Raw genomic sequence first — 26,837 nt, 5'->3', positions numbered from 1 at the left:
TATTTCCCTTAGTATCAATGAAAGAGGCCATTTCCATTGGATACCGATAATCGCGAATACCTCCCCGTTTCCGCCGTGGCGGAGGTGTTGTTTTGTCCGCGAAACTTTTACTACCGCGCGGTGGAAGGGGCGGAGGAGACAAACCATCACATGCTCGAAGGCCGCTTTCAGGATGAGCGCCGCAACGAGCGCCGGACCCGCAGCGACGACGGTCGGGTGCAGACGCGGCAGGTCTTTTTTTCTTCCGAATCGCTGAGGTTGCGCGGCGTCCTGGATGTGCAAGGGCTGCTCTTGGAGGAAGCCACCAGTCGGGAAGTAGGGTACGGGTATGTCTATTACGTGGCATCGGCCGAACGGCGACAGGTGTTTTTCGATGAGTCGCTGCGGGAGACGGCCCTGCAGGCGTTGGCGGCGGCCCGGGCGATTCGCGAAGCGGGAGAGCCGCCGCCCTTGTCTTCTGTGCCGGAAGTCAAATGCAAAGGTTGCGCCCTGGCCGAGCGCTGTATGCCGGAGGAAAGCGCCTTTTTGACCGGCGCGCAAGCGGCGCCCCGGCGGCCAACGCCGGGCAGCAATCTCGGCCGGACGCTCTATCTGGATATACCGGGAGCCGCCTTGCGAAAGCGGCAGGGGCGGCTGATCATCGAGGCCGACGGCCAGATGATCAAGGATGTGCCCCTTTCGGCGGTCGATCAAGTGGTGATCGGGCAGGCGGCGTCGCTTTCCAGCGCGGCGCTGTCGGCGTTGAGCGATCTGGGGATTCCGCTTTACCTGATGGAGCATGGCCGGGTGCGCAGTTGGTTGCAGCCGAATTGGAACAAAAACGTGCCCTTGCGTCGCGCCCAGTTTCGCTTTGTTGAATCGGAAAGCCAGTCGCTGGCGGTGGCGCGGGAGATCGTGCGCGGAAAAATCCTCAACCAGCGCACTTTTTTGCAACGGGGAAACCGGGAGAGAAAAATCGACCGGATCCTATCGGCGGTGGAGCGGTTGGAGGGATTGGCCGCCGCCGCGAAAGAGGCTGAAAACAAGGAGAGCCTGCGCGGTCTGGAGGGACTGGCCGGGCGCTTGTATTTCTCCGGCTTTGCCAAGCTGTTGCGGCCGGGGGAGGGTTTTGATTTCGCATCGCGCAACCGCCGTCCGCCCCGCGATCCCGTCAACGCCCTGTTGAGCTACGCCTATTCGCTGCTGACCAAAGACTGCATCAACGTGATCATCCGGGCAGGTTTGGATCCCTATCTGGGCCTGTACCATTGTGAACGCAACGGCCGTCCCGCCCTGGCCTTGGACCTGATGGAGGAGTTTCGGGCCATCGTCGCGGACTCGGTTGTGCTGAATGTCGTCAATCGGGGCATCATCAAAGAGAGCGATTTCGAACCGGTGTTTGACGGCATTCAATTGAAGGACGGGGGCCGCAAACGCTTTTTTGGCGCCTACCAGACGCGCATCCGCGAGGAAGCGGTCCATCCCGTTTTCGGGTATCGGGCCAACTACCTGCGGCTCATGGAGATCCAGGCGCGCTATCTGGGGAAGGTGATGCAAGGGGAATGGCCGCAGTATGACGCCTTTCGGGCTAGGTGAGCCGGGGTAACGCGATTTTTGGCCGGAGTGGTTGCAGGTGGAGCATTACGTCGTGACCTATGACATCGCCGACGATAAGCGGCGCATGAAGGTGTTCAAAACACTGAAAGACTATGGGACCCATGTGCAGGAGAGCGTGTTTGAGGTGGTGCTGACGACGGAGGATTACGTGGCACTGCGGCACAAACTGCTCCGGCGCATCCACCGCGATGAAGACAGCGTGATCTTTTACCGCCAGTGCCGCGCCTGTGAGAACGATGTAGAGCGGTTGGGGCGGAAGGTGGAACTGGTCGGGATCGGGGATATTGTGTTGTAATTGGGGATGGACTGGAAGGGGTTGGCGTGGTAGTTTTATATTGGGACTAAGGTTGATCGTGAGCGGGCTATGGTTTGTGTTTTCCTGCGCGAGCGACGCAGGTCGGCAGAAAAGCTGGGGGTGGCTCGATCCAATGGAATCGGGGGTTGGGGAGGGATTGAGAGGGGGGAGGGTGTTGAAATTGGGGGTGTTATTGGAATCGCTCGCAAAAGGTGGCGGGAGGGCTTGTGGGGTAAGGGCTGGGAGGGGGTGCGGTAACAGGAGACTGTAATTCCCGTAGGGAATTGAAATGCAAAAGTTTGGTTTCTGCTGTTAACGGTGACGGTGCGTAACAGGAGACTGTAATTCCCGTAGGGAATTGAAATTCACGTTATCACGCTCCTAAGGATCGAATGATGGCGTAACAGGAGACTGTAATTCCCGTAGGGAATTGAAATCCACCCCCTCGGCATCCACCCAGCCACCTTGCCCATCGTAACAGGACGGTAATTCCTGTAGGGAATTGAAATGGCGACACCCAAAACGCCGGCGGAATCCCCGGCCACCGTAACAGGAGACGATAATTCCCGCAGGGAATTGAAACCGGAACTTATTGTTCACCACGTGAACGAACTTCTGCGTATCAAAAGACGATAATTCCCGTAGGGAATAGAAACATTTCACCATTGATGTAATCTGCCAAGCATTGCAGAAGTATCAGATGACGATAATTCCCTTAGGGAATTGAAACGTGGCGACAAAGATTTTGTTGAACAGCTCGGCGACGAAGGTCTCAGAAGAAGATAATTCCCACAGGGAATTGAGACTTAAAAGTCTTTGCCGTTGAGTATATTGATAAAAAAAGAAGATGACAAATTTGCTTCTCAACCGATTTTTGAACTGGAAGCGCCGACGGCCAGATGATCAAGGATGTGCCCCTTTCGGCGGTCAATCATGTGGTGATCGGACAGGCGGCGTCGCTTTCCAGCGCGGCGCTGTCGGCGTTGAGCGATCTGGGGATTCCGCTTTATCTAATGGAGCATGGCCGGGTGCGCAGTTGGTTGCAGCCGAATTGTGAAAAAAACGTGCCCTTTCGCCGCGCCCAGCTTCGCTTTGCCGAATCGGAAACCCAGGCGCTGGCGGTGGCGCGGGAGATCGTGCGCGGAAAAATCCTCAACCAGCGGACTTTTTTGCAACGGGGAAACCGCGAGAGAAAAATTGACCGGATCCAATCGGTGGTGGAGCGGTTGGAAGGGCTGGCCGCCGCTGCCAAAGAGGCCGAAGACAAAGAGAGCCTGCGCGGGCTGGAGGGATTGGCCGGGCGGTTGTATTTCTCCGGCTTTGCCAAGCTGTTGCGGCCAGGGGAGGGCTTTGATTTCGCATCGCGCAACCGCCGGCCGCCCCGCGATCCCGTCAACGCCCTGTTGAGCTACGCCTATTCGCTGCTGACCAAAGACTGCATCAACGCGATCATCCGGGCGGGTTTGGACCCCTATCTGGGCATGTACCATTGTGAGCGCTACGGCCGGTCCGCCCTGGCCTTGGACATGATGGAGGAGTTTCGGGCCATCGTCGCCGACTCGGTCGTGCTGAATGTCGTCAATCGGGGCATCATCAAAGAGAGCGATTTCGAACCGGTGTTTGACGGCATTCAATTGAAGGACGGGGGCCGCAAACGCTTTTTTGGCGCCTATCAGACGCGCATCCGCGAGGAGGCTGTCCATCCCGTTTTCGGGTATCGGGCCAACTACCTGCGGTTGGATGGAGATCCAGGCGCGCTATCTGGGGAAGGTGATGCAAGGGGAATGGTCGCAGTATGAAGCCTTTCGGGCCAGGTGAACTGGGAGGAGTTTGTCGGATGATGGGCAAGGCCCAGGAATGCGAAGTGATCGCAAGTGGAGCATTACGTGGTGACCTACGACGTCGCCGATGACAAGCGGCGATCAAAGGTGTTTAAAACGTTGAAGGATTACGGGACCCATGTGCAGGAGAGCGTGTTCGAGGTGGTGCTGACGACGGAGGATTACGTGGTACTGCGGCACAAACTGCTTCGGCGCATCCACCGCGATGAAGACAGCGTGAACTTTTACCACCAGTGCCGCGCCTGTGAGAACGATGTGGAGCGGTTGGGTCGGAAGGTGGAACTGGTCGGGATCGGGGATATTGTGTTGTAATTGGGGATGGACTGGAAGGAGTTGGCGTGGTAGTTTTATAATGGGGCTGAGGTTGAGCGCTAGCTGGTGGTGTTTTGGGTTTTCCCGGCGAGCGACGCAGGTCGGCAGAAAAGCCGGGGGTGGCTCGATCTGATGAAATCAGGGGTTGGAGAGGGATTGAAAGGGGGGAGGGTATTGAGATTGGGGGCGCTTTTGGAGTCGCTCGCAAAAGGTGGCGGGAGGGCTTGTGGGATAAGGGCTGGGAGGGGGTGCGGTTACAGGAGACGGTAATTCCCGTAGGGAATTGAAATCTCCCCAGGATGATCCCGGCCTTGCGCGGATCGCTAGTTACAGGAGACGGTAATTCCCGTAGGGAATTGAAATGTTGACGTGTTGTAACTCTGAATAATCGGCGTTTTTTGGTAACAGGAGACGGTAATTCCCGCAGGGAATTGAAATCCGACGTGGCCGATGTAGCGTTCCGGGTCCCACCCGAAACAGGAGACGGTAATTCCCGCAGGGAATTGAAATGGATGACATACCAACCGGCTGAGCGCCATCGTCTTTTTCGTAACAGGAGACGGTAATTCCCGCAGGGAATTGAAATTTAATACACCGCTGCCTGAGTCTGCTCCTTCTGCTTGTAACAGGAGACGTTAATTCCCGCAGGGAATTGAAATGCGACATCGCGCTGTTGCCCGATCATGTAGCCGAGAGTAACAGGAGACGGTAATTCCCGTAGGGAATTGAAATTGTCCAGCATCCTCCATCTCTTTCATCAATGTAAGTAACAGGAGACGATAATTCCCGTAGGGAATTGAAATATTTCATCAATATATTCTTGATTAATCTCAAAACGTAACAGGAGACGGTAATTCCCGTAGGGAATTGGCTTGAAAATAAAAATCCATGCCACAATGTATCACCAACAAAAATCTCTTACTATGAAGTAGGAAAACAACAATCGAGGACGAAAAAATTAAGTGACGGACCAAAAATGTGCGCACTTAACTAAGGCGGCCACAACGTGTGACTTGCGGCCACCTTGGAAACCAGGCGATGGCGGAGTGCGGGATTACGTTTTGGTTCGTTGTTTGGGTGGGCGTCCTCGGCGGCGAGAAGGTGGTGCTTCTGCGTCGCAAAGAGGACGCTCTTCTTTTTGACCAACAATATCCGATTGGGGTTTCTCCTCGGATGAAGTCTTTGGGGAGCGGCGTTTGGTTTTTACCTTCGATTTATCTTCTAGATCTGATGAAATGGTTGCTTCAGAGACTTTGGAAATCGCGTAGGGAGTCGTCGTAGGAACGGTGCTTAAAGATATTTGATCGGTAGAATCAGAGGTTGGTGAGAGAATTTCTGAATGCTCTGAGAAGACTTCATCTCCGTCTTCAATCAAAAGCAACCAACGACGGAGAAAGTTCACTGGAATCAGGAATTGTTTCAGAAGCAATCGTAGGACTAATTGAATCCAGTGTTTGTGAAGAGCCCAGAAGTTTATCAGGGTTAAACCACTCTTTGCGAGTGAAGAGGGAATAAATAATGCGCAGGATTTTGTGAGCGGTGGCAATCAATGCCCGGTTCGTGCCACGCCGTCGCCGCAAGTGTAGAAAACGATGAGCCATGGGAGACTTTTTCTTGCGGACAGAAGCCCAACTAACCTGAACGAGAGCAGTTTTGAGGTATTTGTTTGCCTTTCGGATAGCAGCCGATTTGGACTTGCCTGCACTGACGTTGTTTCCAGGACAAAGACCGGCCCAGGAAGCAAAGTGGGAAGCAGTGGGAAAAGCGCTTAAATCAACGCCGATCTCGGCTAAGATCGTGATGGCGCTCAACCGTTTGACGCCGGGGATGGAACAAAGAATGTCGAGCCAGGATTGGAGACCATGGGTTCGAATGTAAAAATTCATCGTCTCTTCGAGATTTTTGAGAGCCTGCTCAATGCGCGTTAAAGATTGAAGATGAAGATCCAGTATGTAGCGCTTGGTATCAGACACATAACCGGTTAAAGCAGCGACGAGTTGATCGAGCTTTTTCCGTAGCTTTCCCTTGGCGCACTGGGCCAGCAACAGCGGATCGAACTGTGAATTGTAAACAATCAGATCCAGGATGGCCCGACCGGAAGCCCCGAATAGATCGGAGGCGACGGTGCTGAATTTGATATTACACTCGTCAAGAATCCGGGTGATGGTATTCTTGACTTTGCGTAAATCATTCACGAGCCCCCAACGGGTGCGCGTTAATGAGCGCAAGTCTTGAATAACCGCCGGAGGGACATAGCTGGGGAGAACCAACTGGTGCATCGCCAAGTGGGCAATTCGTTGCGCATCCGTTTGATCCGATTTTTTGCCAGGAAGCGCTTTTACGTGGAAGGGATTGAGCACAAACGGGATGATGTCAGCTTCAGAAAAAATAGAATAAGGAGCCTTCCAGTAGATGCTGGTACTTTCCATGGCTACTACGGGGCAATGATGTTCAAGCAGCCAATCGCGGAGTTGAAACAGACCGGGTGTTAGGGCCGAAAAGTCACGGGAAATGACAGTAGGTTCCTCCTGATCACGAGCGATCACCAGGGAGGCGGAGATGGCGGCACGATGAATATCCAAGCCGCACATAACTGGATAAACAGCAGGGATCATCGGGGAGTTCTCCCTTCAAAGAAAGTAACCGCAGTGCTACAACACCCTAAAATACCGCTATAATGCGGGGTAAATTGGCTTACGTGCTCATCGAAAACAGGTTCCGAGGCACAAAGGGGTTGTCCAAAACAGGGGTTGTGGTGCAGTTTGAAACACGCACTCAAGGTGCACAATCCACTCGTCCTACAACGCTGCGGTTGAAGGAGATATTCGACAAAAAAGACATAATACTGCTTGAATTAGAAGCAGTACCGATATCGAGATTTATTTTCATGGATGGGTGTGTGCGGGGGCTCATATGGGTTTGAAATGAAATCATTTCGTGATGAACATAGGCGCCTACTTTGTCTCAGAAGACGATAATTCCCGTAGGGAATTGAAATTGGCCTCCAACGTCACAGTACTGAACCAGGTCTACGTCGTCTCAGAAGACGATAATTTCCGTAGGGAATTGAAATAGATCAACCTTTGAAAATGCACGGAGTTCTATGGGTCTTGTCTAAGAAGACGATAATTCCCGTAGGGAATTGAAATTAGATGACGCGAACGGCTTGGAAGATGTTGTAGGGCGTCTCAGAAGACCGATAATTCCCGTAGGGAATTGAAATCTGACGTAGGTACGCTATTGCGGATACTCCCGTTGCAGGTCTCAGAAGACGATAATTCCCGTAGGGAATTGAAATTTGAGATCGTAATCCTTGAAGTCGAAGACCTTTGCGTCTCAGAAGACGATAATTCCCGTAGGGAATTGAAATACGATTTTTTTCTCGCCAGTGATGCCGTAGGTCTTTTCCAAGGTCTCAGAAGATGATAATTCCCGTAGGGAATTGAAATACCGCCTGATTCATCCTGGTCAAGTGGGCGTCTGTCTCGTCTCAGAAGACGATAATTCCCGCAGGGAATTAAAATGCAGGGATCAGTTCCTTGATTTGGCCAGGTCGGGTCTCAGAAGACAATAATTCCCCCAGGGAATCGAAATGAATAAGGATGGACGGGAGCCGTCAGGTGTGCATAACGGAGACAGGAAACAATAATTCCTGCGGGTACATGCTATGTTTAACAGGCTCAGTGTAAGGGTAAGTTCGAGTTAACTAAACATCATATACTAGAAACAGCCGAACAGTTTAAATGCCTTAAGGGGGGGTCTTTACGTGAACGACAACGAGTTTCAAAACCTCGTGCTTCAGAAACTACGGGATTTAAAAGATGGGCAGCATCGTCTTGAAAGCGAAATACGCGGTGAAATAAATTCACTCAAGCAAGAAATGAGTCGTCGATTTGAACGCTTGGAACGGAGCCAGGAAGATGATATAAAGGGGATGCTCAAACCGAGTAAGATCTAATCTCCGAACCGTCATAGACAATTGACAGAAACCGTGCAGCAAAACCACCGAACGGTTTGATAAGAAAGGAGATGACAAATTTGCTTCTCAACGCGATTTTTGAACTGGAAGCGCCGCAACAGACAACACAAACAACGTTCCAGGAAGAAGGCGGAGAAAAACTTCACGGCATGTTTTTTGATCTGCTCAAAAGCGCCGACCCTGACTTAGCAACGGCGATCCACGATCAAGAGGGAAAACCGTTTGCCATCTCTACGCTGCGAAGCCTGGCACAGCGGACGCCCATGTTTACTCCTCCCGATAATCCGTCGTCCTCCCCAAAAGAGGGAACTGGACAAAACGAAGGCTGCCGATGGCGGTTCACCATCGGCTCGCTGGATCAGCGATTGAGCGAGGCAATCGACCGGGCGGCGGCTGAATGGGAGGGGAAGGCGGTCCGGATTGGAAACGCACCCCTTGTCATCCGCAACATCCGGGTGATGAAAAAAACCTATGAGGAGTTGTACACGGAATCGGAGTGTCGGAACCCGATTCATTTTCGCTTTCTTACGCCGACCAGTTTTCGACAGCGGGGTACCCAGATGGTATTGCCCATTCCGGAACTGGTTTTCGGCAGCCTCCTTCGCCGCTGGAACCAATACAGCCCAGTGCCCTTTCCGGAAACCTTGGCGGATGAATTCGCGGCGATCCGCATCCGCAAGCACAATATCCGCACGGAACTCTACCAGTTTGACCGTTACAAGATCATTGGTTTTGTCGGCGATGTGGTCTTTGAGTTCGCCACGACGAATCCAGTCAGTCCCATCCTCTTCAATGCGCTGGCGCGCTTTGCCGAATACAGCGGCGTTGGCTATAAGAGTACCATGGGCATGGGGGAGACGCGGATTGTCGTGGCCAATCACGAACGTGCAAGACGGACTGATCGGCCGGTGAGTGCCTCCCGGTAAAGCCTGTTTCTCCCGCTGATAACGATGATTCAATTCCCCTTGGGAATGTGCGGCCTGTGAAAAGAGGCCCTGATGATGTCAACATTCATCGGTCGTAAAAAAGAATCATCCAAGGGTTTTGCTCCGGGTGTCAACCCGGCGAGTCGATGTATTCCAAACCAAGGGAAATGGCAAACTGATAACAGGGATTTTTACATCTACATATTTCACTGAGTATAAATGAAAGAGGCCATTTCCATTGGATACCGATAATCGCGAATACCTCCCCGTTTCCGCCGTGGCGGAAGTGTTGTTTTGTCCGCGAAACTTTTACTACCGCGCGGTGGAAGGGGCGGAGGAGACTAACCATCACATGCTCGAAGGCCGCTTTCAGGATGAGCGCCGCAACGAGCGCCGGACCCGCAGCGTCGACGGGCGGGTGCAGACGCGGCAGGTCTTTTTGTCTTCCGAATCGTTGGGGCTGCGCGGCGTCCTGGATGTGCTAGAAGGACCGATGGGGAGATGTATCCCGTCGAGTTTAAAAAGGGAGCGCCGACCACCGCCTCAACGATGACGTGCAGGTGTGCCTGCAAGGGCTGCTGTTGGAGGAAGCCACCGGTCAGGAAGTAGGCTACGGGTATGTCTATTACGTGGCATCGGCCGAACGGCGACAGGTGCTTTTCGATGAGTCGCTGCGGGAGACGGCCCTGCAGGCTTTGGCGGCGGCTCGGGCGATCCGCGAGGCGGGAGAGCCGCCACCCTTGTCCTCGGTGCCGGAAGCCAAATGCAAGGGTTGCGCCCTGGCCGAGCGCTGCATGCCGGAGGAGAGCGCCTTTTTGACCGGCGCGCAAGCGGCGCCCCGGCGGCCGACGCCGGGCAGCAATCTGGGCCGGACGCTCTATCTGGATATACCGGGAGCCGCCTTGCGAAAGCGGCAGGGGCGGCTGATTATCGAGGCCGACGGCCAGATGATCAAGGATGTGCCCCTTTCGGCCGTCGATCAAGTGGTGATCGGGCAGGCGGCGTCGCTTTCCAGCGCGGCGCTGTCGGCGCTGAGCGATCTGGGGATTCCGCTTTACCTGATGGAGCATGGCCGGGTGCGCAGTTGGTTGCAGCCGAATTGGAACAAAAACGTGCCCTTACGTCGCGCCCAGTTTCGCTTTGTTGAATTGGAAAGCCAGTCGCTGGCGGTGGCGCGGGAGATCGTGCGCGGAAAAATCCTCAACCAGCGGACTTTTTTGCAGCGAGGAAACCGGGAGAGAAAAATTGACCTAATCCAATCGGTGGTGGAGCGGTTGGAAGGGCTGGCCGCCGCCGCCAAAGAGGCGGAAGAAAAGGAGAGCCTGCGCGGCCTGGAGGGACTGGCTGGGCGCTTGTATTTCTCCGGCTTTGCCAAGCTGTTGCGGCAAGGGGAGGGCTTTGATTTCTCATCGCGCAACCGCCGGCCGCCCCGCGATCCCGTCAACGCCCTGTTGAGCTACGCCTATTCGCTGCTGACCAAAGACTGCATCAACGTGATCATCCGGGCAGGTTTGGATCCCTATCTGGGCCTGTACCATTGTGAACGCAACGGCCGTCCCGCCCTGGCCTTGGACCTGATGGAGGAGTTTCGGGCCATCGTCGCGGACTCGGTTGTGCTGAATGTCGTCAATCGGGGCATCATCAAAGAGAGCGATTTCGAACCGGTGTTTGACGGCATTCAATTGAAGGACGGGGGCCGCAAACGCTTTTTTGGCGCCTACCAGACGCGCATCCGCGAGGAGGCGGTCCATCCCGTTTTGGGTATCGTGCCAACTACCTGCGGCTCATGGAGATCCAGGCGCGCTATCTGGGGAAGGTGATGCAAGGGGAATGGCCGCAGTATGAAGCCTTTCGGGCCAGGTGATTTCAGGTGGAGTGATCTCAGGTGGAGCATTATGTCGTGACCTATGACATCGCCGATGACAAGCGGCGCATGAAGGTGTTCAAAACACTAAAAGACTACGGGACCCATGTGCAGGAGAGCGTGTTCGAGGTGATGCTGACGATGGAGGATTACGTGGAACTGCGGCACAAACTGCTCCGGCGCATCCACCGCGATGAAGACAGCGTGATCTTTTATCGCCAGTGCCTCGCCTGTGAGAACGATGTGGAGCGGTTGGGGCGGAAGTTGGAACTGCTCGGGATCGGGGATATTGTGTTGTAATTGGGGATGGACTGGAAGGGGTTGGCGTGGTAGTTTTGTAGTGATGTCGTGTTGATCAGTGGGATGGTTTTTTGGATTTTACCGCGCGAGTGACAGAAAAGCCGGGGTCACTCGATTCGATCAGATCAGGGATTAGAGTGGTTTGGAGAGGGAAAGGGTGTCTAAAATTGGAGGTATTTTTGGAGTCACTCGCAAAAGGTGTCTGCAAGGCTTGTAGCATAACTGCTGGAAGGGGGCGAGGTAACAGGATACGATAATTCCCGTAGGGAATTAAAACTCATAGCCAACACGGGACTTGTCGGGGATGTACAGTGTAATAGGAGACGATAATTCCCGTAGGGAATTGAAATATCGTCAACTGATTGGATGGCCACATGAAGTCCAGATCTTTGGTAACAGGAAACCTTAATTCCCGTAGGGAATTTAAATATGATGATCGGCTTATCCACCTCGTTTCTGTCTCCCAGTAACAGGAGACGGTAATTCCCGTAGGGAATTGAAATATGTCTGTCGATGTCAGGGATAGCTTGTACTCGGCGTAACAGGAAACGGTAATTCCCGTAGGGAATTGAAATTCGTTAGTGTAATGATCGGCGATCAGATTGCCTTCCGTAACAGGAGACGGTAATTCCCGTAGGGAATTGAAATATATATCCTAGAACTTCAATTGTTTTCATTGCATCTGTAACAGAGACGGTAATTCCCGTAGGGAATTGAAACGTAGCCGGGATTGAGCAACCGACCAGCTCTTTTTCTAGTAACAGGAAAGGTTAATTCCCGTAGGGAACGAAAGGTTTTTGCAAGAACATTAGTTCGGTTTCTATGGTTGGAAGAAAGGGTAACATCTTCCTAAAGAGTCCAAACCCTCGTCCATAATCAGACGAGGGTTTATAAATGGCCGTTTTTGGTGCAGAAGTTGAATGCCCCAACCATTCAGGAATTGGGCGATTGGCCGGCCTGTGCCCGTTGTGCTTCTATAGGGAGGTAGGAAAATGTAAAGGAGCTTGTCGTTCTCTCCCGGGATGTCTCAGAAGACGATAATTCCCGCGGGGAATTGAGACATTTTGACTTCGTTGCGTAGGCTTTCCAGGATGGCGTCTCAGAAGACGATTTCCGTAGGGAATTGAAACATCTTGGGGCGACATTCACCGTTGGGGCCGAGGCAGCTGTCTCACAAGACGATAATTCCCGTAGGGAATTGAAACTCTTCATCCTCTTCGTCTTTGAACTCATCCTCCGCTTCTTAACAGGAAAAGGTTAATTCCCGAAGGGAATTGAAACAACCCAGAGGCATCGTCGGTCAGGTAGTCTTGTAACAGAATTCATGTTTCCCCGTTAGAAGCTTAAACTTCTTTAAGGTATCCTTCCGGTTACAGCTCTGCTATAGACAAAGAAAGATATCCCTTAAAGTAACGCCAGTCTTTCCGAGTGATGGATATCATTTGCATTACAGAAAGAAAAATCTATTCGCCCCAGGGAAGGAAAAAGGAAAATAATAGAGAAAAGATAATGGGAATGTCTAAAGATGGAAGTATACGACATAATGACGTGACTTGACTGCAAGAATAAACCGTCACTCAGGCGGTCTATAGTTTTTTACGGCTATTTCGACATTGGTCGACGTTTTTCTCTGAATAAAATATTGTTTAGGGAGGAAAGGAAATTGTACCACGAAAGGCCCAAAGAGAACGGAAGGCTCATTGATACAATAGCATTGCCATTACAAAACGAAGACATCGCATTCGAGATCAGTGAATTGGAGAAGAAAGTAGCTGATCTGTGGAGCGCTTGGCGTAACGAAGTCATCACACCTGAGGAACGTGAGCAAAAATACCGCCAGCATCTCTTTCCCCACGTGGCTCGCCTCTTTTATTTACGCGAAAAAACGGAATGCCAGTATGACCTATTGATTTCCACTGTTGGCACTTCGTTAGAACCAATTGTGCTGACCCTTCTGACGTTAAAACCGACCCATACGGTCTTTATCTGCACACCTGAGAGCAAAGCCTTGCTGGAGGATATACAAACTTATACAGGGCTGTCACTGGTGCGGTATGATATCGTAGTGGTTGAAAAAGAAGACATGACGGGGGTTTACGAAAAAGTCCGCTATTACGTTCGGCCTGGTCATCGAGTTGCAGTGGATATAACCGGGGGAACAAAAGTGATGTCCGCTGGCGCGACGCTCGGTGCGGTACTAAGCAATCCCGACATTTTTTACGTGAGCAGTCAGTTGGATTGGCAGGTTCGCAAGCCAGTGGCCGGGACGGAGCGTTTGCTACGCGTTCAAAATCCGCTCTCTGTCAATCAAGATTTAGAGATTCGGGCGGCATTGCGGCTCTGGGAGAAAGGGAATTACGCTGCTGCTGGTTCGGTTCTTCTAGATATGGAAAATGCGGTAGAGGATCCGAGAAGGCTGCGCATTTGGGGGCATTTGGCGGCAGCGTACGGTGCATGGGAGCTTTTTCGCTTTAACGAAGCCCTGAGCGCGATGGAAGTGGTACTGCGATGTGTCACCAATTACCAGCGCTGTGAAGGTGCATACGGACTGTGGGCATACCGGGAAAAGTTAGAACGACAGTTGACCTTACTGAGGGAACTTGCTGTTATGGACCGTCAGAGCAAGGGTGGCACCTTAGACATTCTTCAGAATCTGCCTCTTGTTTCAGCGCTTGTGTTTAGTCTGTGGGGGACTGTGTGCCGGCTTGAGAATCAAGAGCGACTGGACGTGGCGGCCTTGCTCCTCTATCGGATGACAGAGATACTAAGCCAGCGACGGCTGGCGCTGCATGGATTTGACACATCGAACCCTGACTATCAAAAGCTGGGAGAACCCACTGATATTTTAGAGAATATGCAAAAACTGTTGCGTCAAAGCAACCTTGTCGTCCCGCACGAACTGCCGCGCAACGTGGCGTTGAGTCACGGTTACGCACTGCTTCAAATCATAAATGATCCATGGCCCGTCGAGCGCCTGCAAAAGTTCTCTGGTCAGACGAACGTGCGCAACCATAGCTTTTACGCCCATGGATTTCAATTTCCTGACAAGGGGGAATACCATTCAAAATACCGGGCATTGATGGAACGCCTCTTACAACGTTGGTGCGAAATTGAGGATGTTGACAGAGACGTTATGGAAGACGGATGCCGATTCTTTCATCCCAGTGAATTCGCCACCGGGGTATAAGGGATGGACAACCGTGTACTGCTGACCTCTTTAGGTAACAATCCAAAAACGAAAACCTACCATTGGGGAGACAAAAGCGCAGTAGCCTGCCAATCACCTGCAGCGCTGCTCAAACTCCTGCCGGATGAGCGACGCCCGGAAGAAGTAATCGTTTTGGTTACACCAGAAGCCGCCCGAATCACCCTGCCACGGTTTGAAAAAGAACTGAATTTGCCGGGACTAAAACTCCGCCCAGTCCAGATCCCGCTGGGACGATCAGAAGCCGAGTTGTGGAAGGGCCTGCAAGCCATCCTGCAAACGGTGCCTGCAAACTGTCAGTTGACGTTGGATGTGACCCATGCCTTTCGTTCCGTGGCGTTTCTCTTTTTCACTGCAGTTTTTTATCTGCAAGCATTGCGTGGTGTTACTGTGCAAGCGGCGTATTACGGAATGGAAGAACAACCAAACAGCAATGATGCATTCATCGTAGATATCTCCCTTTTGTTAGAGATGGTTCGTTGGACCTATGCGACTCGTATTTTCCTTGATACTGGGGAGGCAAAGGAATTATCCCTGCTTCTTGCTCCTTTTTCTGGAAATTCGGGAGCAAATGCCGATGATAAGATAAATCCTACAAACGCCTCGGACTATGAGGCTGTGGTGAAGTTACGACATACCCTGAACCGAGTAAGTGACGCTTACATGCGAGCCCTACCAGTAGAATTCGGAATCGAAGCGGCTGAATTGGCTGAATTGCTTGAGAAACCGCTACCTGAGCACCTTCACGCGCGCTTGCCTTTGCCGGAAGAGCTATTCGGAGAGGTACACCGCCATTTCGCGGAACGAAAACTGCCCCTTACTACAGAGGAACTTTCGATTGAGAAGGCCCAAATCAAAAAACGACTGGCACTAGACGAAGCAGAGATTCGTAGACAAGTTTCACTCATTGACGCCTATCTAGAGAACGACCATGTTAACCACGCTGCAGGACTGATGCGAGAGTGGATTATTACGGTGGTCTATTGGCATCGAAATAAAAATACACAAGGGTTAGTTTCAGAGTATCTAAAAGCAGCAAGCCATGATCGTCGTTTTAGCAGAGAATACATTGAAGGCCGACTCGCGCTGCTGGAAGATGCGTACATAAAGGGTTCAACGGTTATTCCTTTGACAGCTAATCAGAAGTGGTTGGCAGAGGCATGGAGAATGATCCGCCTGTACCGAAACGATCTGCATCATCATGGCTTCGGGGAACGATATGTAAATTTTCAACAGGGGCGCAAGAAGTTAGAAAAAGTTTGGGTAGAACTAAAAGCATCCTGGATGAGTCCCGACAAGTGGATTACCGAACAGAACATTTCAAGAGGGTGAGCACTTGAAAAGTATCGATTGGGTAAACTACGTGACCAGCCCGTTATCTGCAAGTCCGCTGGAAAGTGGTCAAAGAACAGGATGTTCCGAAAAGATTTGCTGGCGTGATCCGGTTACGTCAACAGCCTTTCACTTATCCCGTGAAAAAGCGGCACAAATTGTGAAAGCCGGGTTACAGGTCGCCGAAAAAGTCCTTACTGAACGATCCTCTCCGGAACAACTGCTCTGGCGATTTTTGAGCCTGCGGGATTATGCTGCCCGGTCTGTATGGCTTGTCGACAATGGTCTGGACAAACCTGGTCATGATGGGATCCTTTTGGCTGCCCTCTGGCCCGAGTTGCCCTTTTGGGATGTCAACAGAGAAAAGGGCTTGAAAAAAAATCGGCAATCGATAGAGGGAGATGGGCCAATCTGTTGGCGATTGGCCGACAGACAAATGATCCGCACTGGGGTCTTCTTCGCGCTGGCGTCTCCCTTTTTGGACGAAGACCATGAATGGCCGAAGTGGCGGCGGAGGGCACTCCTTGCGGGGAGCCATTACTTCCTATCCGAACAGGATCTTGCAACCTTCGGCAGCGTAAGGCCTTTTCTGAGTGAACCAGAGGATATAGCTCCCAGGATCCTTCAAGCCTGGAAAGCAGCCGGGATGGTTGCCGGTTACGGCAGTACATCAGAAGATGATTTGTCAGATCTCCCGCAGGTTGATGTGGTAAAGGGCGGCGCCGTAAAAATCAAAGAATATTATTTGGAAAGCAATCGCATTAGCGAGATTCGCGGCGCCAGTATCTTGCTAGACGATATCAACCGGCGCCGATATGAACACTTTTTTGTCAGCCACCCGGGCATAACCCCTGAGGGTATCGTCTATACCGGGGGCGGCAACATCATGGCGATTGTCCCGGCAGGAAAAGGGCCGACAGTCGCTCGGTTTATTGAACAGGTACATGGGGAAGTCTGCTTGACGGCCAGGGCCGTCGGTGTGTTTCAAACCGTTGGCGTCACCGCGTTGACCGATTATAAGTTGCTCAACATATCCCTGGAGAATGAAATGGTTCAGCGAAGGGGTGCCATGATCCCGGCCATTCATCGTCACCAGGGAGATATCAATTTTAGTGCCCCCTTTGAACGTCAATGGGAAACGGAGGAGGGCATTCAAGACAAAATAGGGAATGCCGCTTCCCTTTGTCATTCTTGCGCCATCCGTCCCGCTCGCCACAATTGGGCATTTGCAGATGAAGAGCGAGCACTTTGTTCATCCTGCTATCGAAAACAGCTCGTCGGACGAAAGTTCGGGCGGTTTTCTTTCAGTGAGGCCTATGGAGAATACCGCAAATACCGATCCCTGGGTAGAACCACGGTGGGTGCTCATGATGTCCAGATAAACAGCGCCAATGACTTGGGGGATATTGCCGACCAAAACAACGATATTGCCGTCATCTATGGCGACGGCAACAACTTCGGGCCGCTCTTTGGCAGCTGCAATCGGCTTTCACATTTGCGTTATCTGAGCCAATTCAGTGAAGGCGCTGCTTTTACTGCTACCTTTACGGCATTGGACAAAAATCATGCCTTGCTGGAAGACAAGGCGGTCGAAATTATTGCCTTAGGCGGCGATGATATATTTCTCATTGCGCCGGCCCAGACAGCGCTGAAACTGTCCCTGGACTTGGGAAGATATTTTAATCGTTTGTTCGCAAACCACTCTAGCGGCGCCCTGGGACCGACCATGTCTATAGGTGTTATTTTGGCGCACCATAAGACCCCCGTTCGCTACCTTTTTGAACTCTCCACCACATTGTTGAAAACGGCAAAAGAAAGAGCCCGGGAGGACATCTCCCATTCCGGCAAAGACGCCGAAGGAACAGTCGATGTTGCTGCAATGTCCGCTTATGCGACTTTTGAAGACGATATTAAATCATACCGAAAACACACGTTGGAGAAAGAAGACGGCAGCAAATTGTCCAGGCGTCCCTTTACCTTTTCAGAACTGGAGCGCTTCTTGCAGGCAGTGAAAGAACTACAGACAAATCCAGCATCCCCGGGGAGGGGATGGTTTTACCGCTTGAGGGAAACAGCCATCGTGGAACCGCTCAGATATGGGCAGCTTTTTTTCAAGTATCAGTATGCCCGTGCCGATGAACAAAATCGGCAGGTCATCGATCACGTATGGAGCACTCTGGTTGGGAAAGGGGTAGGCGAAGCTGCCCAACCATCCATGTACATCAGACAGGGAGAATGCTATGTATGTCCCTGGGTCGATGTGGTGGAACTATGGAACTACGTTGGTGAGGAGGGCGGTGACAGACAATGAAGATGCGTTTCCTTCGGCTTACATATACGATCCAGCAGATAACCCCTCTTCATATCGGTACAGGCACAGGTCATCAAGGGTTTGTCAACAAGAGTTTCTATCGTGATAAGGATTTGGACGGCAAATCAGATCTTCCCGTCATTCCTGGCTCTACGATTAAAGGCCGCCTAAAAGCCGCCGTGCGGGCTTTGCTGGAAGGTGGCGTGCTCGGGGAGTGCAGTCATCAACCGGAAGTGGACTGCCGGTGTCTTCTTTGTTTAATTTTTGGCCGGGAAGGCAACCAACGCGGCGTGCTGAGTTTTGATGATGCGCGCCCGGTTCATCCCGGACAGACGTTACCGCCGATGATCCGATATGGAATTGCGATGGACCGATACCGCCATGTGGCACAGGAGCATTCCCTGTATTCCGCCGAAATGGCTGGATACAGAGGAAACCTCTATCAAGGACAGATTGCGGGCCATGTCCCGTTGGACCATTACAGTGCCATCATCGAGGCCATTCGCGCAGGTTTTTCCTTTGAATATGCCATGGGATTTGGGAAAAGCCGCGGAAGTGGATGGATGGAAGTGATCGCGGTGGAGGAGGTGGCGAATGCGTGCAACACCAATTGATAGTCCACCTGACCTCACCGCTGTTGGCTGGAGATCGCAAGGAGCCGGGAGGGTACTTTCTTCCTTCTCGGGACTTTATACCGGGTGCATTGATTCGTGCAGCTGTGGCGCGAGAAATAACAGCCTGTTGCCCTTATGCCCTCGGTAGGGAGCGTCTGAACTGGGTTGCCTATGAAGGTGCAGATGACTGCCTTTCCTGTACATGGAAGAATTGGTGTCAGCACTTCGATAAGATTACCTTTAGCCATGCCTATCCGCCTGGCGCTCGTATGGCCCCCATGTCCGCCTACCGATGTAAAACCAAAGAGGATCATGGGGTCTTTGATGGACTGCTGGCGCTATTAAAAGGCGACAGGGTAGTATGTCCGGTCTGTTCTCAAGGAAAACCGGAGCAACCTGGAAGAGCCGAACGATGTAGCGGGCTCATGGATGCTCATGTCTCTCGCCGATTAATGATGCGGTTAGCCGTCGATCCCTACCGCGGCACTTCCCAAGATGGCCAGTTGTTCGCCATTCGGGCGGTCAGTACAGGGCAGCATTTCGCTTCCACGATTACGGCCCCTGGGGATATGACGTTGAATTGGTCATTAACAGAGATGCGTGTGGGCGCCAAGACCAGTGTCGGTTTGGGCCGGGTGCAGACCCAGTTTGTCCAAACCGGCAAAGCTGCAGAAGGGTCGAAGGCCGATCATGAGGCGGTAAAGGCACTTGCCAAGCGCTTGGAATCCTTTAACCGTTATCTACGGGAAAACAGGTTCCTTTACCCCGCCGAGCAAAAGACGTACTTTTCCCTGACGCTGTTGTCCGAGACGATTCCCCAGTCGACCCCGGAGGACGTGGACGACGGGTGTGAAGAGTACCGGTCGACAAAGCGGCTGCAAACGCAGTTGGCCAGCAGGGTGCTTTGTGGCCTGCCTGGTTTGGAGACGGTGCTGGTGCTCGCCGATTATACGATGAGAGGCGGTTTTGACACCTCTGCATCATCAGCGTTGCGTCGACCTAGCGAACTGTATCTCACGGCAGGAAGCGTGTTTGTCTTCGCTGTACCGGGAGCGGCAGATGATGATTTGATTCAAAAACTGTACGAAATCGAGATGAACGGCCTTGGTTGCCGTACGAGCGATGGGTATGGTGCAGTTTCTGTCTGTGATGATTTTCATTGGAATGGAGGAAAGTAAGCATGGCGAGGCAGGAAGCGGTACAAGAAGAGATCGCGGAACGATTGCTCCTTGCTGAACTGAAAGAGGACCTTGTTCGCCGGGCGGATGCGTTTTTTACAGAAGACAAGAAAAAGCCAAATGATTTGGGATATAAACAAATCCGAAACCTCGTAGATTTGGCGGCGATGTCCGACTGTGTATTGGAACTGAAATCCTTTATCCGTTACCAAATCGGCCGGGATAACCAGGGCAAATCGTGGCGTGGCTCCTTCCATAATGGCCGAGAGTTTGGTTTGTGTTTACTCGACGAGATTGATGCGGTTGTAAAACTGGCCGAATCGAAAGGCTCCAAGGACAAATCCTTTACGCTAAAAGTCCTGGCCTATTATTTTGGCTTTTTGGGTTGGCGGGTCAAGTATATTGAGGCTCAATCGCCAAGGGGGGAATAGTATGGGACGTGACAGTAACAGCGATCTCTTTCACCAGTTTACAAACCGATATCGATTGAATGGTCGCCTGATTACGGAGACACCATTACATATCGGTGCCGGCAATACTGCTGCAGATCCAACTACATTGGACAATCCCGTCCTTCGAGATGCTTTTGGAATGCCCTATATCCCGGGTTCCTCGTTTAAAGGGGTTTGGCGGACCTTTAGTGAACGCATCTTGGGGCAATGGGGTGAAGCGGTTGGCGTCGCGCCCTGTAATGTACTGACAAACCCCTGTCTAAGCCATGATGACGCCCGAAGAATCAAAAAGGAGTACTCAAAGGATGCGCTGCGGGCTGCCGAAGAAATATACAATTGCCTTTGCTCCGTTTGCCGTCTTTTCGGCTCTCAGCATTTCGCGGGGCGTCTAAGGGTGCGGGACTTGTTGTTAGACGAGTCGACGTGGGTTGGTTTTTATGAGATCCGACCGGGCGTTTCCATCGACCGAGACACCCGTACGGCGATGACGGGACGTTTTTATGAGATAGAAGTCGTTCCAGCGGGTACGGCTTTCCACTGGCAGGTTCTTATGGATAACCTATCGGAACCGCAGTGGTACAACACGTTGCTGAGTTTGACGCCCTTTGTACACGGGGAAATTGCGCTTGGTGGAGGCACCACTCGCGGGCTTGGACGCGTCCGGTTGACAAACGTGCAGGTGTCCCGACTAGACGCGAGCAACTTTAAACAATATCTTCAAAAGGGCTGGGCAGGCATTGAGAGTATCCCTTTCGTGGACGCAGGTAAAAAGGTAGGTTTGGAACTGGGAGGTGATATGGTTGTTTAAGGAACTGCGGAACGAGGCCCGTTGCACTTTTCAACTGAAAACAGCCTCCCCACTTTTGATCAAGGGGCCGTCTGAACCAGGACTCGATCCTCTCTTGCCGGATATGCGATTTGTGCGCACACGAAACGGAAGCAAGTCACAGCCGTTTATCCCCGGTTCCAGCCTCAAAGGCGTCTTTCGCAACCGGGCGGAACAGGTGATCAGCGCGATCCTTCGTGGTTTAGATATGAAAGTGTTGCCGCTGGGGGATAATGCTTGGAAAGATAAAATGAAAAACCGTGACGGCAGGCAGCGCTACTATTTGTCTGACCCAGTGATCCAACTGTTCGGACAGCAATACCTTGCCGGTCGGGCCGCCTTTAGAGATGCCTTTCCTGTCGATGGGGAGCCTCTTATGATGGGAGAAAGAAGCCATGTCATGATCAACCGGATCACCGGTGGTGCTCAGGGAAAAGGGCTGTTTAATCCAGAGGTGGTTGAGGAAGGCACTTTCGCTGCCGAAGTCGTCATAACAAACTTTGCATGCTGGCAGTTGATGCTCTTTGGCTATCTATTAAAGGATCTCGATGAAGGATATATGCTTCTAGGGACGGCTACGACGCGTGGGTACGGACGAGTACAGGTCGCGAATGCAGAGGTGTCCATCCGCGATTACCGGCACTATAAGTCTGCTGACGAAGTAAGGAACCGGATTGTGGGGTATGAAGATGGTGATCAAAAGGACGAAGTCGCCTGTGAGGGGCTCTTATATACAAAAAAAGGATATCGATGGGAAACGACGCTATCGGGGTACGATTGGCTGATGAAACTGCCCTTGGACCTGCGTGAGTCTATGGAAAACCTCCAGCGCAAGCAAAAAGAGGTGGTTCGCGGTGGCTAAGGGCCAGTACACACTGTTAAAAAACAAGCCCTATACGTTTGTCCCGCTCTTGTCATTGGCAGCTTCTGACCGCAAGCCTGCTACTCCGCATAATCGCTTGGAAGAAAGCAACTTCAGCGGACGATTGATACTTGAAATGAACATTCTCAGTCCCGTTCATGTGGGTAGCGGGGGATATCGCCTAGTAGACGATCAGTTGGCCCGGGCTCATGTCCGTCGAGCTGCAAACATCGTCATTCCCGGCTCTTCAATCAAAGGCGTTGTGCGCAGTTTGGCGGAATCGGCCTCGCGCAGCTGTCTGCTGGCGTTGCCCAACAGGGATCTGGGCCGAGCGCTCCCTAAGGGTATGCTGGAGGAATGCTCGTCACGGTCCGCCTGCATCAGTTGCCGTATTTTTGGGCTGATGCGGGGACGCGAGAGTTACAAGGGGAAAGTGCATTTTGGGGAATTTTCACTTCAAGGACAGCAGGAAACAAGGGTTGAGAACATGCCCTTTTTTGAAAGGCCGTTTAAAAATTATCCGGACAAACGAAGCGACGCCGGAAACGAACGGCTCTACTACTGCCGTGTATTCGAACAGGTAGAATGCGGTGGCCCCGAGAAATGTCCAGTATGTACTAAGGATGAGTGGTTTACAGCGCGAAGCAAAGCGCCAAAATTCCGGTCGATTTTGTTCCGAGGACGCAAGGTTTATCTGCAAGGGCCATTGCGTAAGGGAGAACTCCCATACGAAGTGATTCCGGAAGGTGCGGTTTTGCGGGGAGAAATCGTCTTACAAAACCTATCGCATGAAGAGCTTTCGCTCCTCATATTTGCATTGGGGCTGGACGGAGAAATCAGGCTTCGTGTGGGCTATGGAAAACCGGCCTATTTTGGCACGATTCAAATGAACATACTTCAGTCGGCGCCCCCTGACCGGCCGTACTTGAGGCCGCTACCAAAAAAGGAGACGCTGATACAGATGGCCCGCGATTATGGGCGTGAAATCAAAGACAAGGATATTCAGGCAAATGTCCGGCGCCTTCGTGAAATTCTATCGGGGAATATTGCAGGGCCTCAGTGGACTGCACCTGGTTACTAAGGGGGCCGCGCCATGGATAAGGAAAAGCTGATAACCATCGCGGAGGAACTATCTTGTGTTGATTGGTCTTTTGAAGGCGGAAGGGACCGGCAAGTGGTGACAGCAACCGTCGTCCGGGAAGTGAGTAATGTTTTTCGAGATCTTTCCAGAGATCCTATGGCAACAGATCCGTTGAGGGTCGCTGTGCAGACCGTTGAAAAATTATCGGCCAGCCCTTTTGCCCGTGGCGGTTCAATGAAGGGCCAGTATCGAAAGGTTATGTCGGTCTTAAGAATCAACAATGGTCGGATTGATCATCCAAAGCTGAAAGGCTTATCGTTCGCTCAATTGGCGTTCACCCTTTCTTGGTTAAATAGGATCTATCGGGAAGATGAATTGTTTGCTGCCAAATCGTTCAAGCCCGCTGACACAACGAGCAAGAAAGGAGACACCATTGATCCCCGTTGGGCTGCACTTTCTAAGCTCAAGTTATAATTCCAAACAGATTGCCCAGCGCTCATTTTACTTGATTTAGTAAGATGGGCGCTTTTATTGTTCAAGGGTGTTCGAGTAAGGGTCTATGACGGCTATATCTATTACGTGGGTCGGCGAAGCGGCGACAGGTGTTTTTGGATGAGTCGCTGCAAGAGATGGCCCTGGTGGCCTTGGCGGCGGCCAGAGCGATCCGCGAGGCCGGAGAGCCGCTAACCCCAAGCTGCTCCGGCGCATCCATCGGGATGAGGACAGTGTAATCTTTTACCGCCAATGCCGAGCCTGTGAAAATGATGTTGAGCGGTTGGGGCGAAAGCTGGATCTGGTCGGGATCGGGAATATTGTGTTGTAATTGAGGATGGACTAGAAGGGGTTGACGTGGTAGTTTTGTAGTGAGACTGCGGTGATTGCGAGCGGGTGGCGTTTTGGGTTTTTCCACGCGAGTGAGGCTACTCGGCAGAAAAGGCGGGGGTGGCTCGATCCGATGAAATCAGGGGTTGGAGTGGGATTGAGAGGGGGGAGGGTGTTGAAGTTAGGGGCGTTTTTGGAGTGGCTCGCAAAAGGTGGCGGGAGGGCTTGTGGGATAAGGGTTGAGAGGGGGCGCGGTTACAGGAAAGTTTAATTCCCGTAGGGAATTGAAACCCAGCGCCTCCAGGGAATCCGCGGCTTGCTGTGCCGCCTGGTTACAGGAAAGGTTAATTCCCGTAGGGAATTGAAACATTTCCGTTTTGATAGTTTCCGGGGTGACACCCTCGGTTACAGGAAAGGTTAATTCCCGTAGGGAATTGAAACATTGAACGCATCACCGGAGACATCGCATGGTTCAGTTACAGGAAAGGTTAATTCCCGTAGGGAATTGAAACACTAGAGCCCGATAACTTTCGGCACCTTTGCATTTCGTTACAGGAAAGGTTAATTCCCGTAGGGAATTGAAACTAGTTGAAGCCGTTGGCGAGGACGTTGCGGCCTTTAAGTTACAGGAAAGGTTAATTCCCGTAGGGAATTGAAACTTATCGGTTTTCGGCGCTCCGCCATCTGTCGTAAATTGTTACAGGAAAGGTTAATTCCCGTAGGGAATTGAAACAATTCCAGTTGGCGCTGTTGCAGTGCCTGCTGTCCCTGTAACAGGAGTCGATAATTCACGTAGGGAATTACAATTACAAATAAGCTTTTCGTGGTTATACTTCGCTTCCCGTAACAGGAAACGCTAATCCCCGCATGGAATAGAACTAAATATGCGGGTTTCATTAAGTATCATTGTTTTATTCGTACTAACTAAATCAATCTACTCGGCAAAAATTTAATTTTCATCATGGAGGCCCACGTTGCACACTCAATCCACGAACCTTCACATCCAACTCATCACTCACTTCACATCCGGCAAGGCAATGGCCCGAGGTCTGGCAGAAATGTACAAAGACCAGGAACGGCTTTCCGTTGCCTGGTCTTTTTGCTTTGCCCTGCTCAACACCTACTGGAATCTAACCGCCTCCAGGCTCGGTCCATCCGCGCCGATCCGCCCCGTGCCCGTCACCCTGCCGCCCCTGGAACGGTCGGCCCAAACGCTGGCCCAGCAGATGGGCGAACATCTCGCCGAGCGCCATGATCCCCTGGAAAGCGGCTATCTGGTGGGAACCGTCTATACAGCCATGCTGCCCGAAGCGCAGCGTTCCTCCCTCGGCGCCTACTATACGCCGCCGTCGCTGGTAAACCGTCTGCTCGATCTGACGGAACAGACCGGTTTTGACTGGACGCGCGGCACGATCATCGACCCGGCTTGCGGCGGCGGGGCCTTTCTGGCGCCTGTGGCCGCCCGGATGCTGCAACACATCGCAGGTGAGCCGCGCGAAAAGTTGACCATCATCGCCGAGCGGTTGGCGGGGCAGGAGATCGACCCCTTTGCCGGCTGGATGTCCCAGGTGATGCTCGATATCGTGCTGCTCCCCCTGTGCACCCAGGCCGGTTGCCGTCCACCCAATCTTGTGAAGACCGTCGATTCGCTCACCGCGCTTCCCAAAAGGCGCTACGATCTGGTGATCGGCAACCCGCCCTATGGGCGGGTCCGCCTCGACGGGGCGATGCGAAAAGCCTACGCCCGTTCCCTCTACGGCCACGCCAATCTCTACGGCCTCTTCACCGACCTGGCCCTGCGTCTCACCACAAAGGAGGGCATGGTCGCCTACGTCACCCCTACGTCTTTTCTCGGCGGCCAGTATTTCAAGGCCTTGCGTGCGCTCTTGTTCCGGGAGGCCCGTCCGGCCGTGATCGACTTTGTGGCCGACCGGGAGGGCGTCTTTGATGATGTCTTGCAGGAGACCGCCTTGTCCGTCTTTGTCCGGTCCAAGCAAAGCGCCGAGGTGGAGGTCTCCGAAATCACGCCCCGTTCCATCCAAACGGCCCATGTCCAACCGGTGGGCCGCTTTACCATCGAAGGGGAGGCGCCCTGGATTCTCCCGCGCCATCCCGAACAGGCGGCTTTTTTCCGTCACCTCAAGGCGATGCCGACGCGGCTCTCCCACCTGGGCTACAACGTGTCGACGGGACCCCTCGTCTGGAACCGCCACAAGGATCAATTGCTGCAAAACCGGCTTGACGACGCCTATCCCATCGTCTGGTCCGAAGCAGTTACCGACGCTGGCTTTTCCTTCAGCGCCACCAAGCGCAACCATGTGCCCTTTATCCGCGTCGAGCCGGGGCAGACCTTTTTGAAGGTCCAGCGCGAATGCGTCCTCGTCCACCGGACGACGGCAAAAGAACAAAACCGCCGGCTGCTGGCGGCGGTGATGCCCCAATCCTTTATTGACGCCTACGGCGCGGCGGTGGTCGAAAACCATCTGAACATGATCTATCCCGACCGCGACGTAGAGATCACACCGGCGACTCTGTCGGCACTGCTCAACTGCAAGGCCGTCGATATGGCCTTTCGCTGCATCAGCGGCAGCGTGGCCGTCAGCGCCTATGAACTGCACGCCCTCCCGTTGCCCGGCTTGCCCCAGTTGTTGACGCTGCAACAACGGATCGGCGAGGGGGCCGCGAAACAGGATATTGAACAATGGGTGAATCAGTGTTACGGAGTGACGAATCATGAAGATGCTGCTGGAGTTGCTGCCCCTATACCCATCTGGCGGTTCTGCGTCCGTCCGAGAGCGGCAACAAGCTGGTCTGCCGGACATTATCCTCGTCGAATTGGGGCAACACACCGGCAACCGCTTGGTCAGTTTCGTCGAAGACGTCGCCACCAGCGGCTCGATCGGCTAGCAGCAAGATACAGCGGTGAGCCGAAAAAGCAAAAAATGAGGGTCACTACGATCGCCTAGAACACGAAATCTGATGATATTCATCGCTACATAAAAGAAACGATGCCAGGAACCAAAAGTTCTCCGGCATCGTTT

At 52.6% G+C, this 26,837-nt stretch carries 22 protein-coding genes and 2 CRISPR repeat arrays; of the genes, 21 read left to right on the top strand and 1 reads right to left on the bottom strand.

Annotated features, from left to right (window positions below):
* Window positions 1-36: 36 nt before the first annotated feature.
* From cas1 (GTO91_RS13000) to cas2 (GTO91_RS12985), 4 genes are all read left to right on the top strand, one after another.
* A complete protein-coding gene (gene cas1 / locus GTO91_RS13000; protein WP_161259158.1) occupies window positions 37-1,575 on the top strand; it encodes a CRISPR-associated endonuclease Cas1 in 1,539 nt (512 codons plus the stop codon).
* A 37-nt stretch (window positions 1,576-1,612) separates the two neighbouring features.
* Entirely contained in the window at window positions 1,613-1,891 is a 279-nt protein-coding gene (gene cas2 / locus GTO91_RS12995; RefSeq protein ID WP_161259157.1) for a CRISPR-associated endonuclease Cas2, read from the top strand.
* A gap of 899 nt (window positions 1,892-2,790) precedes the next feature.
* Window positions 2,791-3,690, top strand: a complete 900-nt coding sequence (gene cas1 / locus GTO91_RS12990) for a CRISPR-associated endonuclease Cas1 (protein ID WP_161259156.1) — start codon at window positions 2,791-2,793, stop codon at window positions 3,688-3,690.
* Between the two features lie 90 nt (window positions 3,691-3,780).
* Window positions 3,781-4,044, top strand: a complete 264-nt coding sequence (gene cas2, locus GTO91_RS12985) for a CRISPR-associated endonuclease Cas2 (protein ID WP_328793809.1) — start codon at window positions 3,781-3,783, stop codon at window positions 4,042-4,044.
* A gap of 1,367 nt (window positions 4,045-5,411) precedes the next feature.
* On the opposite strand, the gene GTO91_RS12980 is transcribed toward cas2 (GTO91_RS12985), so the two are convergent.
* Complete coding sequence (locus GTO91_RS12980) at window positions 5,412-6,659, bottom strand: IS110 family RNA-guided transposase (RefSeq protein ID WP_161259154.1); 1,248 nt, start codon at window positions 6,657-6,659, stop codon at window positions 5,412-5,414.
* A gap of 645 nt (window positions 6,660-7,304) precedes the next feature.
* Window positions 7,305-7,638: direct repeats of the CRISPR family, unit length 37 nt; unit sequence GTCTCAGAAGACGATAATTCCCGTAGGGAATTGAAAT.
* Window positions 7,639-7,810: 172 nt separating this feature from the next.
* Here GTO91_RS12980 and GTO91_RS12975 point away from each other — a divergent pair.
* The 17 genes from GTO91_RS12975 to GTO91_RS12900 all read left to right on the top strand — a co-directional run bounded on the left by GTO91_RS12975 (window position 7,811) and on the right by GTO91_RS12900 (window position 26,762).
* Window positions 7,811-8,002 (top strand): hypothetical protein, encoded by a 192-nt coding sequence (locus GTO91_RS12975; protein ID WP_161259153.1) that lies wholly within the window; start codon window positions 7,811-7,813, stop codon window positions 8,000-8,002.
* Window positions 8,003-8,082: 80 nt separating this feature from the next.
* Window positions 8,083-8,949, top strand: coding sequence for a CRISPR-associated endoribonuclease Cas6 (cas6, locus tag GTO91_RS12970; RefSeq protein ID WP_161259152.1), 867 nt, complete (start codon window positions 8,083-8,085; stop codon window positions 8,947-8,949).
* Window positions 8,950-9,187: 238 nt separating this feature from the next.
* A complete protein-coding gene (locus GTO91_RS12965; protein ID WP_161259151.1) occupies window positions 9,188-9,502 on the top strand; it encodes a CRISPR-associated protein Cas4 in 315 nt (104 codons plus the stop codon).
* A gap of 7 nt (window positions 9,503-9,509) precedes the next feature.
* On the top strand, window positions 9,510-10,769 hold the full coding sequence (gene cas1 / locus GTO91_RS12960; RefSeq protein WP_161259150.1) for a CRISPR-associated endonuclease Cas1: 1,260 nt from the start codon (window positions 9,510-9,512) through the stop codon (window positions 10,767-10,769).
* A gap of 65 nt (window positions 10,770-10,834) precedes the next feature.
* A complete protein-coding gene (gene cas2 / locus GTO91_RS12955) occupies window positions 10,835-11,113 on the top strand; it encodes a CRISPR-associated endonuclease Cas2 (RefSeq protein WP_161259149.1) in 279 nt (92 codons plus the stop codon).
* A gap of 1,663 nt (window positions 11,114-12,776) precedes the next feature.
* Complete coding sequence (locus GTO91_RS12950; protein ID WP_161259148.1) at window positions 12,777-14,300, top strand: TIGR02710 family CRISPR-associated CARF protein; 1,524 nt, start codon at window positions 12,777-12,779, stop codon at window positions 14,298-14,300.
* Between the two features lie 3 nt (window positions 14,301-14,303).
* Window positions 14,304-15,650 carry a CRISPR-associated DxTHG motif protein gene (locus tag GTO91_RS12945; protein ID WP_161259147.1) on the top strand — a complete coding sequence of 449 codons (1,347 nt, stop codon included), beginning with the start codon at window positions 14,304-14,306 and terminating at the stop codon, window positions 15,648-15,650.
* 4 nt (window positions 15,651-15,654) lie between these two features.
* The gene (locus GTO91_RS12940; RefSeq protein ID WP_161259146.1) at window positions 15,655-17,961 is read left to right on the top strand and encodes a Cas10/Cmr2 second palm domain-containing protein; all 2,307 of its coding nucleotides are present in this window, start codon (window positions 15,655-15,657) and stop codon (window positions 17,959-17,961) included.
* A complete protein-coding gene (locus tag GTO91_RS12935) occupies window positions 17,958-18,575 on the top strand; it encodes an RAMP superfamily CRISPR-associated protein (protein ID WP_161259145.1) in 618 nt (205 codons plus the stop codon). Before GTO91_RS12940 ends, GTO91_RS12935 begins: the two co-directional genes overlap by 4 nt.
* Complete coding sequence (locus tag GTO91_RS12930) at window positions 18,560-19,753, top strand: hypothetical protein (RefSeq protein WP_161259144.1); 1,194 nt, start codon at window positions 18,560-18,562, stop codon at window positions 19,751-19,753. Before GTO91_RS12935 ends, GTO91_RS12930 begins: the two co-directional genes overlap by 16 nt.
* A 2-nt stretch (window positions 19,754-19,755) precedes the next feature.
* The gene (locus GTO91_RS12925; protein WP_161259143.1) at window positions 19,756-20,184 is read left to right on the top strand and encodes a hypothetical protein; all 429 of its coding nucleotides are present in this window, start codon (window positions 19,756-19,758) and stop codon (window positions 20,182-20,184) included.
* Between the two features lies 1 nt (window position 20,185).
* Complete coding sequence (gene csx7, locus GTO91_RS12920) at window positions 20,186-21,013, top strand: type III CRISPR-associated RAMP protein Csx7 (protein WP_161259142.1); 828 nt, start codon at window positions 20,186-20,188, stop codon at window positions 21,011-21,013.
* The gene (locus GTO91_RS12915) at window positions 21,006-21,893 is read left to right on the top strand and encodes an RAMP superfamily CRISPR-associated protein (protein WP_161259141.1); all 888 of its coding nucleotides are present in this window, start codon (window positions 21,006-21,008) and stop codon (window positions 21,891-21,893) included. The genes csx7 and GTO91_RS12915 overlap by 8 nt, the downstream gene beginning before the upstream one ends.
* On the top strand, window positions 21,886-22,974 hold the full coding sequence (locus GTO91_RS12910; RefSeq protein WP_161259140.1) for an RAMP superfamily CRISPR-associated protein: 1,089 nt from the start codon (window positions 21,886-21,888) through the stop codon (window positions 22,972-22,974). The genes GTO91_RS12915 and GTO91_RS12910 overlap by 8 nt, the downstream gene beginning before the upstream one ends.
* A 12-nt stretch (window positions 22,975-22,986) precedes the next feature.
* Window positions 22,987-23,448: a hypothetical protein gene (locus GTO91_RS12905; RefSeq protein ID WP_161259139.1), complete on the top strand. Its 462-nt coding sequence runs from the start codon at window positions 22,987-22,989 to the stop codon at window positions 23,446-23,448.
* A gap of 128 nt (window positions 23,449-23,576) precedes the next feature.
* A complete protein-coding gene (locus tag GTO91_RS18450; protein WP_268894875.1) occupies window positions 23,577-23,705 on the top strand; it encodes a hypothetical protein in 129 nt (42 codons plus the stop codon).
* Window positions 23,706-24,050: 345 nt separating this feature from the next.
* A CRISPR array of direct repeats spans window positions 24,051-24,529; the repeat unit is 37 nt; unit sequence GTTACAGGAAAGGTTAATTCCCGTAGGGAATTGAAAC.
* Between the two features lie 241 nt (window positions 24,530-24,770).
* On the top strand, window positions 24,771-26,762 hold the full coding sequence (locus GTO91_RS12900) for an HsdM family class I SAM-dependent methyltransferase (RefSeq protein ID WP_207709028.1): 1,992 nt from the start codon (window positions 24,771-24,773) through the stop codon (window positions 26,760-26,762).
* Window positions 26,763-26,837: the final 75 nt, after the last annotated feature.

Origin of the sequence: Heliomicrobium undosum, from assembly GCF_009877425.1 — a bacterium.
Lineage (GTDB): Bacteria > Bacillota > Desulfitobacteriia > Heliobacteriales > Heliobacteriaceae > Heliomicrobium > Heliomicrobium undosum.
The sequence above is the reverse complement of the archived record's forward strand: the minus strand, read 5'-3'. Positions and strand labels throughout refer to the sequence as shown.

What these genes read in the sequence shown, in the direction of transcription:
- GTO91_RS12945 (WP_161259147.1), top strand. Translation starts at nt 14,304, where the DNA reads ATGGACAACCGTGTACTGCTGACCTCTTTAGGTAACAATCCAAAAACG.
- GTO91_RS12905 (WP_161259139.1), top strand. Translation starts at nt 22,987, where the DNA reads ATGGATAAGGAAAAGCTGATAACCATCGCGGAGGAACTATCTTGTGTT.
- GTO91_RS12935 (WP_161259145.1), top strand. Translation starts at nt 17,958, where the DNA reads ATGAAGATGCGTTTCCTTCGGCTTACATATACGATCCAGCAGATAACC.
- GTO91_RS12925 (WP_161259143.1), top strand. Translation starts at nt 19,756, where the DNA reads ATGGCGAGGCAGGAAGCGGTACAAGAAGAGATCGCGGAACGATTGCTC.
- cas1 (WP_161259156.1), top strand. Translation starts at nt 2,791, where the DNA reads ATGATCAAGGATGTGCCCCTTTCGGCGGTCAATCATGTGGTGATCGGA.
- GTO91_RS12980 (WP_161259154.1), bottom strand. Translation starts at nt 6,659, where the DNA reads ATGATCCCTGCTGTTTATCCAGTTATGTGCGGCTTGGATATTCATCGT.
- csx7 (WP_161259142.1), top strand. Translation starts at nt 20,186, where the DNA reads ATGGGACGTGACAGTAACAGCGATCTCTTTCACCAGTTTACAAACCGA.